This window comes from Tahibacter sp., assembly GCF_035481375.1.
Taxonomy (GTDB): domain Bacteria; phylum Pseudomonadota; class Gammaproteobacteria; order Xanthomonadales; family Rhodanobacteraceae; genus Tahibacter.
This window is the reverse complement of the sequence record NZ_DATIGT010000262.1, coordinates 1-11643: the sequence shown is the minus strand read 5'-3', so window position 1 is coordinate 11643 and position 11643 is coordinate 1. Positions and strand designations below refer to the sequence as shown.

The following is an 11643-nucleotide window of genomic DNA, read 5'->3' as shown; positions in this document are numbered from 1 at the left end:
TCAGGCGCCGTTCGGCAACGCGTGGTTCTGCACGCCGATCATCTCGGCATAGCGGCTGCCGGTCTTGTCGGTCAGCACGATGTCCGTCGTCGTGTCGCTGCTTCCGACGTTGCGGACATAGGCAGTGGCCGTGATCGGACCGACGATCGGCTGCGCGCCGAAGTGCCGCAGCTCGGCGATCGAGGTCGGCAGCGTCTGGCCGCCGAGCATGCGCCGGCCATGCAGCGCGGCGATCTGCAGCGCGCCGTCGAGCGCCGCGACGTCGAGCGTCCAGCGCTCGCCGTCCCAGCCCGCCGCGTCGACACCGCGCACCGTTGCACCGATGCCCTCGTCGGAGATGCCGTGCACTTCGTCGATCAGCTCGAACTGCTTGCGATGGAACAGCAGCTCCGGATAGATGCGTTCGCCGCTCCACGTGTCCAGCGCCAGTTTGGGCGCCTCGCGCCGGGCCTTCGGCGGCTCCGGCAGCAATTCCGCGCGCGCGCTGTAGTTCAGCGCGCCGCGCGCGTCGCGCACGGTCATCAACAGTTGCACGCCGCGATCGCTCGCCAGCGGCGTCGCCTCGATGCGGCAGCGATCGCCGCCGTTTTCAAAACCGGCCAGCCGGATGCCCTTGAGCACCTTGAGGTCGTGCAGGCTGGCCAGCGCCAGGCCGGGGCGGAAACTGCGCGCCGCGCGCGCCATCCATTCGGCGACGAGCACGACCGGCACGACGGGCGTGCCTTTCACGGCGTGACCTTCAAGGAAGGCGTGGCTCGCGCGCGAGACGACGAGCTCCACGCTCTGCACGCGCGCTTGCGCGCCGTCCATCAGCAGCGCTTCGCCGCGCGGCTCGCCGCCGAGCACGAGCTCGATGTCGGCGGCACGCGCATCGCCCATTTCGTCGGCGAACATCTTCGCGCCGGCATCGAGCGGGATCATCGGCACGCCGAGTTCGGCGAAGCGCGCCTTCAGCGCCGGCGTGACCATCCCGCCTTCCCACGGCCCCCAGCCCAGCGACTTCGCGCGCAGGCCGGGGCGCCTGCGCGCCTCGGCCGAGACGACCTTGGCCAGCACTTCGTTCGCCATCGCGTAGTCGCTCTGGCCGGTGTTGCCGCAGCGCGCCGACACCGACGAGAACACGCAGAGCAGCTTCAGCGGATCGGCCGCGGTCGCAGCGAGCAAGGCGCGCAGTCCGCCGACCTTCGTGCCGAACACGAGGTCGAACTGCGCCAGCGTCTTGTCGGCGATGCGGCGATCGGCGAGCACGCCCGCGGCATGCACGACGCCCGCGATCGCGCCCCAGTCCTGGCGCACGCGCTCAAGCGTCGCGGCGAGCGCCGCGGCATCGTCGACCGCGACCGGTTCGTAGCGCGCCTGCGCGCCGTGCGCCTGGATCGCGGCAAGCGTCGCGCGGATTTCGCGCGCGCCGAGGATGCGATCGACTTCCTTGGACAGTTCGTTCGGCGTCAGCGATGCGCCGCGCGCGAGCACGACGCGCTTGAGCTGCGCTTCGTCGACGATGCCCGCGCAATCGGCGGGTTCCTCGCCAAGCGGCGTGCGTCCGATCAGCACGAACCGCGCCTTGCACTGCCTGGCCCATTCCACGATGCACGCCGCAGTCACGCCGCGTGCGCCGCCCGAGACGACGACGACATCGCCGGCACCGATCGCGCTGACCGACGGACGCGCCGCGCGCGCGACGCTCTGCAGCGTGAAACGACCGCCCGCGGCCGGCAACGCGATTTCGATTTCGCCGCCGCCGCGCAGGAGTTCGTCGGCGATGGCTTCGGCGAGCGCCGCGTCGTCACGTGCGCCGCGCTCCACGTCGATCGATTTCAGCGTCGCGCGCGGCCATTCCAGCGCCGCGGTCTTGACCAGCGCCGGCAGGCCCGCGAGCCACGCGCGGCGCGCGTCGGCATTGCGCAGGCCGAAATGGCCGCCGGTGTCCTGCACGGTCACGAACAGCGCATCGTCGACGCCGGCGAGCGCCTGTGCCACGACGAATGCCTCGCGGTTGACCGCCATCGCCTGCACCTCGTCGTCGACGCGGCGCAGGCCGCCGAGATAGACGCAGCGCGTTGCGCCGTCGGGCAGCGCGTCCACCGCGCGCGCGTCGACACCGTTGCTGCGCAGCGCGGTCGCGACGGCGATGTCCAGTCCCGCGGCGCCGAGCACGTACACCGGTTCGCCGTCGACGAGCCCCGGCATGGCAAAGCCGGCCGCGGGCGCGGGCATGAGTTCGAGCACGAAGCGGCCAAGTTCGGCGCGGCGCATCGATTTCGCTTTCGGCGCCTCGGCACCCGGTGCCGCGGCCGCGACGGTCGGAGCCGGTGCCGCAATTGCAGTCGGCGTCGCGCCGAGGTACGCCACGATGTCGGCCAGCGTGTGCAGCGCCGCCGGGCGTGCGCGGTCCTTCTCGATGCCGGGCACGCGCTCGGTCATCGCCGCGAGGATTTCCACGCGCTTGATCGAATCGATGCCGAGATCGGCTTCGATGTCCATCGCGAGATCCAGCATCTCGACCGGATACCCGGTCTTTTCGGCAACGACGCCCAGCAGGATGCGCGCGATGTCGACGCCGGCCGCGGCAGGCGCAGCGGCGGGTGCGCTCGCGACGACATCGCCCTGCAGGAACTCGGCGATCTGCCGCAGCGTGTGCAGGCCGGTCATCTTCGTCCGGTCGGTCTGCGCGGGGAGCGCGCCCTGCGCATGCACTGCCGCCAGGATTTCGACGCGCTTGATCGAATCGACGCCGAGGTCCGCTTCGAGATCCATGTCGAGGTTGATCATCTCGGCGGGGTAGCCGGTCTTGTCGGCGACGACGGCAACGAGCAGCGCAGCGAGGTCGATGCGCGGCGCCGGCGAGGAAACGACCGCGGGCGCCGCGGCCGCGGCAGGCGCTGCAACGGCAGGCGCTGCAACGGCAGCAGGTGCCGCGACGGCAATGGGAGCCAACGGCGCGGTCGGCGCAGGCGCGGCCGTCGCGATCGGCATGTGTGCAGGCGGCAGCGGCGCGGCGATCGGTGGAGCCGCGGTCGCGACCGGTGTCGTTGCCGCGGCCGGCGGCGCCGCACCGAGCAGCGCAGTGAGACCGTTGATCGCGCTCTCGGCCAGCTTGAGGTACTGCGTGTGGCTGTCGCTCAGCGCGCGCTGGTAGGCCGCGTGCGCATTCGCGGTCTGCTGCTGTGCTTCCTGGAACGCGGCGAGCCAGGCCGGCGACAACGGCGATTCTTCGTTCACGGTACGGACCTCGACAACGGGTGCGGATTCCGCACGCGGCGGATTGGAACGTGCTTGATTTGGAGCCGGCAGGCGCGACGGATCGGCCGGCGGATACGGCTTGCCGACGTTGGTGCCGCTGATGGCGATGCCGTGTTTGTGAGTCGGGCGCGGCGCTTGCGCGCGCACGTCGGCAAACAAGGCCGACACTTTGCTTACACGGCCCGCGGCGACGAGCTGCGCGAGGCCCGCGAGCAGCGGTTCGAGATCGGACTTGCCCCTGCGATCGAGCGCGATCGCGTGATGCGTGCGCGTACCGAGGATCGCGCCGACGAGCCCCTTGAGCACCGTGCCCGGGCCGACTTCGACGAAGCAGCGCGCACCGGCGGCATGCATCGCCTCGATCGTTTCGACGAAGCGCACCGGCTGCGCGATCTGCTGCGCGAGAACCGCGGCGACATCGCCGGCGTAAGGCGCTGCGTGCGCATTCGCGTAGACGGGCACGCGCGGCGCGGCGAAGTCGATCGTCGCGAGGAATTCGCGCAACGGCGCGCACGCCGGCGCGACCTGCGCCGAGTGGAACGCGGCCGCAACGGGCAAGCGCTTCGCCGCGACGCCTTGCGTGTCCAGCGCGGCGATGGCATCGAGCGGTCCCGACACGACGACTTGCTCGGGCGCGTTGTGATTCGCGATCGCGAGCGACGGACCGATCAGCTCCCGCGCGCGTTCGATCGAGCAGGCCAGCGCGCACATCGCGCCGCTGCCGCTCGCCGCGGCGTCGCGCATGAGTTCGCCGCGGCGGCGCGCGATGCGCAGGGCGTCGGCTTCGGTGACGACGCCGGCCGCGTGCAGTGCGATGATTTCGCCGAAGCTGTGGCCCGCCGTCATTGCGCCTTCGACGCCAAGCTCGCGCAACACCGCGAGCAGCGCCATCGACGCGAGGCCGAGCGCAGGCTGCGCGTTCTCGGTGCGCGTGAGCGCGTCGCCGGAATCGCCGAACGCGATCTCGTGGATACGCAGATCGGCAGCGCGATCCCACACGGCGCGCGCCACGTCGAACTGCATCGCAGCCGCAGCGCCCATGCGGTTGTACTGGCTGCCCTGTCCCGGAAACAGCAGCACGAGCGCGCCGTCGGGCGCGCCGACGCCGTAGCTCGTGCCGTCCGGCAGCTGGAACGACTGCGCAGGATCGGCGGCGATTTTCTTGTGCGCGAGGTCAAGCCGGGCGTCGAGTTCGGACATGCTGGCCGCGACGACGGCGAGGCGTACCGCGGCGGTGTGATCGAACGCATCGCGCGAGGAACGTGCGAGCGACGACAGCGCAACACTGCTCGCGCACGATCGGCGCAGCTGCGCGACCTGTTCGACGAGCGCGTCGGCATTCGGCGCACTCAGCGCAACGAGATCGTGCGACTGGGTCGCGAGCCGTTCGGCGCGCGGCGCCGCGCCGACGTATTCCTCGAGCGCGAGATGGAAATTCGAACCACCGAATCCGAACGCGCTGACCGCTGCGCGCCGCGGATGCGCCGCGTCGCGGATCCACGGTCGCGCCGACGTGTTCAGATAGAACGGGCTTTGCGCCAGCGCGAGATTCGGATTCGGTGTATCTGCCTTGATCGTCGGCGGCAGCACCTTGTGGTGCAGCGCCATCACCGCCTTGAACAGACCCGCGGCGCCCGCGGCCGCCTTGGTATGACCGATCTGGCTTTTCACCGACCCCAGCGCGCACCACTGCGTGCGCGTGGCATCCGCTTCGGCGTAGACGCTGCGCAAGCCTTCGAACTCGGCGACGTCGCCGGCCTTGGTGCCGGTACCGTGCGCCTCGACGAGTTCGATGGTCTCCGGACCGAAGCCGGCCTGCGCGTAGGCGCGGCGCAAGGCGACCGCCTGCCCCGCCGACACTGGCGCATACACGGACTTCGCACGACCGTCCGACGAGGTGCCGACACCGCGCAGCACCGCGTAGATGCGGTCGCCGTCGCGCTCGGCGTCGGACAGACGCTTCAACGCGACCATGCCGAGCCCTTCGCCGAGCATCGTGCCGTCGGCCTGGTCCGAGAACGGCCGGCAGTCGCCGCTGGGCGACAACGCCGGCGTCTTGGAGAAACACATGTACATGAAGATGTCGTTGAGCGTGTCGACGCCGCCGCTGATCACGAGATCGGAATCGCCGAGCTGCAGCTCGTTGACCGCCATCTGGATCGCGGAAAAACTCGACGCGCACGCCGCATCGGTCACGCAGTTGGTGCCGCCCAGACCGAGCCGGTTCGCGATGCGGCCGGCGACGACGTTGCCGAGCAGTCCCGGGAACGACGCTTCCTGCCACGGCACATAATTCGCGGCGATGCGTTCGCAGGCAGCCTGCACCTCGTCTTCGGGCAGGCCGGTTTCGCGCAGCGCCTTCTGCCAGACCGGGCGCTGCAGGCGCGATACCAGCGAGAACAGCAATTCCTGCGCGCTCGTGACGCCGAGGATCACCGAGATGCGCGAGCGGTCCATCGTCTCGAACTGATCGCGCGCGGCGTCTTCGAGCACCGCGCGCGCCGCGATCAGCGCGAGCAGCTGCGACGTATCGGTCGCGGGAATCGTCGACGGCGGGATACCCCAGCCGAGCGCATCGAAATCCATCGGCGCGAGAAAACCGCCGCGGCGTGCGTAGGTCTTGTCCGGCGCCGAGGGATCGGCGTCGTAGTAATCGTCGATGCGCCAGTGCGTCGCCGGCACGTCGGTCAGCAGATCCTTGCCGGCAAGGATGTCGCGCCAGAAGCCGTTCGCGTCGTGCGAGCCGGGAAAGATCGCGCTGACGCCGACGATGGCGATCGGCTGGCGCTGCGGGGAACTCATGCGAGAGGCCTCGGACGGAAATCGAACGCTGCGGTTGGGATCGGCAAACCGAAGGTGCGCAACTGCTGCGCGCGCGTGAGTACCGCGGCGCCTTCCAAAAGATTCAGCGCGACCTGGACGGCGGTGCGCTTCGCGGGCGCTTCAAGGAAACTGCCCGCAACCCAGCGGTTGAACGCGCCCATCGCAGGGCCGCACCAGATCTGGAAATCGGTCAGCCGCTCGGTCACGCCGTCGATCGCCCAGCGGCTGGAAAGACCGAGGTAGGAGCGGAACACGAGCGCCATGCGGTGCTTCGGATCCGACTCGGCGCGAGCGACCTGCGAGGGATCGCGCGAGGACCAGAACGCGCGCGTCGAGGCCCAGGACTCCTCGAAGCTCGCACGCAGCATGTCCTTCTCGATCTTCGCGCGCTCGGCCGCCGGAATCGCGTCGAGCGACGGATAGGCGCGGTAGATCTCGTAGAGCTTCTTCGCGCGGATCGCGAACATCGTGCCGCGACGCAGGACCTGCACGTCGACGCCCATCTCGAACATGTCGGCCGCCGGCGCCATGATCACGTCGGTCATCGAGGCTTGCGCGAGCATCGCGCGCGCGCCGGCGCCGAGGCCCGATTCCACGCACGCCTGGTTCACCGAGCCGGTCTGCACGTAGGCCGCGCCGAGCGCAAAGGCCGACGCGAGCGCGCCGGGCGTACCGAGGCCGCCCGCAGCGCCGACGCGGATCGGACGCGCGTAGCGCTGCTCGGCCATGATGCGATCGCGCAGCGCCATGATCGTCGGCAGCAGCGCGGCCAGCGGACGGTTGTCGGTGTGGCCGCCGGAATCCGCCTCGCAGGTGATGTCCTCAGCGAGCGGCACGCGCGCGGCGAGATCGGCCTCGGCGCGCGTGAGCGCGTTGCGCGCGACCAGCGCGTCGAGGATCGCGGCCGGCATGGGCGCCATGAACGGCTTCGCCACTTCCTCGCGCGAGACCTTCGCGAGCACGCGATGGCGGCGATGAATCGTGCCCGTGCCGTCGACCGTGAGACCGGTCGCCGCATAGCGCACGATCGCCGGTGTGAGGCCCATGAACGCCGACGCCTCGACGCAGCGCACGCCGCGCCGGATGAAGAGATCCGCGACCGCGTCCTCGATCGCGGGCTCGCTCGGACTGTGGATGAGGTTCACGCCCCAGGGCAGCCCGCGCGGATCGAGTTCGCGCGCCAGTTCGTCGACCGCGGCTTCGACGCGCGCCGGCGACAGACCCGCGGCACCGAAAAAGCCGAGGCAACCCGCGCGCGCCATTTCGATCACGAGACGCGTCGTGGCGATGCCGTTGGCCATCGCACCGGCGACGTAGGGGAAGCGCGTGCCGTGCACCTCGTTGAAGGTGCGGTCGCCGAGCCACTCGGGATACAGCGGCGGCAACATCCCGAGCACCGGCCAGGCGCCGCTTTCTCCCGCGGCGACCAGCACGCCATCGAGCCCGACGCCCAGCCGGCCGTCGCGATCGTCGCGGATGACAACCGCAGTGTGGCGGACCTGGGCGCAGGCGCCCGCGAGCTCGGCCGGCGCGAACGCGGGCGCTCCACCGCGCCACAGCGCCGGCGCATGGGAGGCAATCGTGGGGACACTAGCCAAAACTGGCACTCAGTGGCACTTTACGGGACGGCCGTTATAGCCCTGCCGGAGCGGAAATGCCACCTCGTAGGCCGGTTCACGGGAAAAACACCCGTCTCACTCGATCGAAATGCGCGGCACGTCGGTGCGTCTCCGCGCCGTACGGCTGGCAGGCTTCCTCGACGCATCGGACGCCGCACTTTCAGCGCTCCGCGACGCAGGCGCCTTTCCCGTGACCGGGACTACGCGCTCCGCGAAGAAGGCCGCCGTCCGCCAGGCACTCGTCGCTGCCGCGAACCGCCGCTTCCACAGCCAGGGCTTCGAACAGACGACGATCGACGAGATCTGCGCCGACGCCGGCGTGAGCCGCCGCACCTTCTTCCGCTATTTCGAAAACAAGGAAGCGCTCGCGTTTCCGCACCGGAACGAACGCCTCGAGCGCTTCCTCGCCCTGCTCGACGGCGCCAGCAACTCCCCCAACCCGGTCGACGGCCTGCGCGCGATCTGCGAGACCTTCGCACACGAATACTCGGCCAACCGCGCGGCGATTCTCGCGCAACAGCGCCTCGTCGACTCCGTACCCGAACTCGCCGCACGCGAACACGAGATCGACCGCGACTGGGAAACCGCGATGGCCGCCACCTTCCACCGCAGCTTCGGTCGTGGCGCCGCCTCGGAGCGCCGCGCACGCCTGATGGCCGGCGCCGCGATCGGCGTCATCCGCGCGACGATGCGCTACTGGTACGAAAAAGACGGCAAGCCCGATCTCGCGCGGCTCGGACAGGAAGCACTCGACGGGCTCGAGCAAGGATTCCTGTCCTGAGCGCTGCGTGGCGCAGCGGCGCCACGCGTGCGACGTCGGCACACGATGGAGAATCGCTGAAAGCCGCCGCGCCGGCGCTTCCTGGGGTCGCCGGGGCCGGCGGTCGTCAGGTCAGCCGCCGAAGCGTCGAGGCAGTCGTCCGTGATCCCCGGGCAGGACGTTCTCCGTACGTAGGGTCCGAGAGGAACGCCTTCGCGATTCCGCCCCGAGCCTGTCATGCCGACCAAGAACCTCTTTGCAGCAGTCCTCCTCACGACGCTCGCCGTCGCGGCGCACGCCTCGCAGACGACGATCGACGGTCCGCCGGGCAGCGTCGCATTCGGCACGCGCGTCCTCACCCTGCCCAACGGCAATGTCGTGGTAACCGACCCCGACGCCAACGGCGGCGCCGGCGCGGTGCATCTGTATACGCCCGCGGGCAGCAGGATCAGCTCGCTGACGGGCTCGGTCCCGACCGATCACGTGGGCTCCGGGGGCGTGGTCGGCGTCGGCGACCAGCATTTCGTGGCGGTGAGTCCGGACTGGAACAACGGCGCGGCGACGACCGCGGGCGCGGTCACCTGGATCAATGGTGCGACCGGCTTGAACGGCTTCGTGTCGAGCGCCAATTCGCTGGTCGGCAGTACCACGGACGATCGGGTCGGCATCAACGGCGCTTACGCGATCACCGTACTCACGAACGGCAACTATGTCGTCAACAGCTGGGCGTGGTCGAACGCGGGCGCCGCATACGCCGGCGCGGTGACCTGGGCAAACGGCAATGGCGGCATCGCCGGTCCGGTTTCGGCCGCCAATTCCCTGGTCGGCACGACCTTCGGCGACTCGGTCGGCGCATCGGGCGTGCGCGCGCTCACCAACGGCAACTACGTCGTCGGCAGCCTCGCCTGGAACAACGGCGGCGTGCCGTTCGCCGGCGCGGCGACCTGGGCGAATGGCGCGACGGGTCGCACCGGCCCTGTGTCGGCGTCCAATTCGCTCGTCGGCAACAAGGCTGACGACTTCGTCGGCGAATACCTCGACGTGCTGGCAAACGGCAACTACGTGGTCGGCAGCTCGCGCTGGGACAACGGCACGCTCGTCGACGCCGGCGCGGTGACCGTCGGTGACGGCACCGTCGGGCGCGTCGGCGTCGTGTCCGCGGCGAATTCCGCGGTCGGCAGTCACGCGGGAGACTCGATCGGACAGGATGTCACGCCGCTCGCGGACGGCGACTACGTCATTGCGTCGGACGATTGGGACAACGCGGCAATCGTCGACGCCGGCGTCGCGCGCTGGTGCGATGGCGTCGCCGGATGCTCCGGCGCGCTCACGATCGCCAACTCGCTGATCGGCACGACGGCCAATGACGAGGTGGGCTCTCGCATCGTCGCACTCGCCAATGGCAACTATGTCGTCGTTTCGTCCCTGTGGAACAACGGCGCGCTCGCCGGCGCCGGCGCGGTGACCTGGGGCAATGGCGTCAACGGCACCAAGGGCGCCGTGTCGGCGGCCAATTCGCTCGTCGGCAGCAAGGCGAACGACCGCATCGGCAGTCGCGTGGAGCCGCTGGCCAATGGAAACTACGTGATCGGCAGCTACATGTGGAAAAACGGCGCGCTGACGAACGCAGGCGCCGCGACCTGGGGCAACGGCAACGGCGGTCTCGTCGGCTCGGTAACCCTCGCCAATTCGCTGGTCGGCACGACCGCCGGCGACAAAGTCGGCCTCGAACTCACGGCGCTCGCGAACGGAAACTACGTCGTCGGCAGTCCTTTCTGGAACAACGGCGGCATCGCTGGCGCAGGTGCCGCGACCTGGGGCAACGGCGTGACCGGTTCGACCGTCGGCGCGGTTTCCATTGCGAATTCCCTGGTCGGCACGAAAGCGCAGGATCAGGTCGGTGGCCAGCTGTTCGCGCTCGCCAACGGCGCTTACGTCGTCGGCAGCCGCTACTGGGACAACGGCGCGATCGTCAATGCGGGCGCGCTGACCTGGGCCAGCGGCGCCCAGGCCTATGTCGGCAGCGTGTCGACGGCGAATTCATTCGTCGGCAGCCAGGACAACGATTCGGTGGGCAGTTATCAGAGCCTATTCGCCTTCGACGACGGCACCTATGCGTCGCTTGCTCGCGAATGGGACCTCGGCCCCTTCGCGAACTCGGGCGCAGTCACGCTGACGGGCGGCAACTACCGCCTGCGCGGAGAAGTGCAGCCGTGGAACAGCGTCATCCCGCCACAGGCGAACGGCGGCACGAAACTGTACGTGGACTACGACTCACAGAATCAGCGGCTCGCGGTCGGTCGTCCGGCCGAGAACAAGGTGACGCTGTTCCGACGCGATCAACTGTTCGCCGACGGGTTCCAGTGAGATCGAAGCGACGGCCGAGCACTGGCATGCCGCTGCAAGCGCGCCCGACTCGCTGTCTCAAGCCGCAACGTCTCGGCTCCCGACCTCTCGTCACCACGGCAGAACGCGCAGCAGTCCCTCGCCGCCGCCTGCCGATGTCCGGCGAAAAACTGGCGGCTTTTCCGCTCATCGCCGAGAACGGACCTGGAAGGCCATAGCCCTCTTGCAGGCGACCTGACAGTGCGCTTCCAGGATCCGTCTTGCCGGACGGTTCCTACCGACGCATCGATGCGCGATAACCCCGTCACCTTCGACGGGGCGCAGTTTCCACCCGGCGACGCTGCTGCCGCCAGGTGCGGGTGACCGGCAATCTCGGTGGCGGGTTCCTCGCGGCCGCGGAACCGTATGCCCCCTTGGCCCGGCATGAACGTCGACGACCAGCGCGACTACGCGCGCTACGGTCAGACCCTCGGGTACGCCGTGCCGTCGAGCGACACCGGCACTATCGCGGCTATGGCGACGCTCGCGACGACTTCACCGGGCGCGGGCCTGAATCTCGCGAACGCGCAATGGGTCTGTGCGACTCCGGGCATCGGCACCGGCTGCATCGACGGCAGCGGGCCGCTGAATGCCTCGGTATCGATCCCGGGCGGTCAGACGATGACCTGGACGTTTCCGGCCAATGTCTTCCCGACCGCCGCCGGCACGACCGTGGAGCTGCGCGTCGCCGGAACAAGCAGCGCCAATGTCGCAGAGGACAACGATGCGGATACGTTGGTGGTGTTCCGGAACGGGATTGAGCTGCCGTAGGATCGACGCGACGGCGGGCCGATAGGCTCGCCACTGCGGCGG

5 protein-coding genes are annotated in these 11643 nt (G+C 69.6%); 3 read left to right on the top strand and 2 right to left on the bottom strand.

The window, feature by feature from the left end:
• The gene (locus VLF18_RS17050; RefSeq protein ID WP_325280828.1) at positions 1-6045 is read right to left on the bottom strand and encodes an SDR family oxidoreductase; all 6045 of its coding nucleotides are present in this window, start codon (positions 6043-6045) and stop codon (positions 1-3) included.
• A complete protein-coding gene (locus VLF18_RS17045) occupies positions 6042-7664 on the bottom strand; it encodes a PfaD family polyunsaturated fatty acid/polyketide biosynthesis protein (RefSeq protein ID WP_325280827.1) in 1623 nt (540 codons plus the stop codon). The genes VLF18_RS17050 and VLF18_RS17045 overlap by 4 nt, the downstream gene beginning before the upstream one ends.
• Before the next feature lie 211 nt (positions 7665-7875).
• Between VLF18_RS17045 and VLF18_RS17040 the strand changes: the two genes are divergently transcribed.
• The 3 genes from VLF18_RS17040 (at position 7876) to VLF18_RS17030 (ending at position 11601) form a co-directional block, all read left to right on the top strand.
• Complete coding sequence (locus tag VLF18_RS17040; protein ID WP_325280826.1) at positions 7876-8466, top strand: TetR/AcrR family transcriptional regulator; 591 nt, start codon at positions 7876-7878, stop codon at positions 8464-8466.
• Between the two features lie 216 nt (positions 8467-8682).
• Positions 8683-10812 carry a hypothetical protein gene (locus VLF18_RS17035; RefSeq protein WP_325280825.1) on the top strand — a complete coding sequence of 710 codons (2130 nt, stop codon included), beginning with the start codon at positions 8683-8685 and terminating at the stop codon, positions 10810-10812.
• A 384-nt stretch (positions 10813-11196) separates the two neighbouring features.
• A complete protein-coding gene (locus VLF18_RS17030) occupies positions 11197-11601 on the top strand; it encodes a hypothetical protein (RefSeq protein ID WP_325280824.1) in 405 nt (134 codons plus the stop codon).
• Positions 11602-11643: the final 42 nt, after the last annotated feature.

Excerpts from the sequence above, each read along its gene's own strand:
- VLF18_RS17035 (WP_325280825.1), top strand. The coding sequence starts at position 8,683 with ATGCCGACCAAGAACCTCTTTGCAGCAGTCCTCCTCACGACGCTCGCC.
- VLF18_RS17050 (WP_325280828.1), bottom strand. The coding sequence starts at position 6,045 with ATGAGTTCCCCGCAGCGCCAGCCGATCGCCATCGTCGGCGTCAGCGCG.
- VLF18_RS17030 (WP_325280824.1), top strand. The coding sequence starts at position 11,197 with ATGCCCCCTTGGCCCGGCATGAACGTCGACGACCAGCGCGACTACGCG.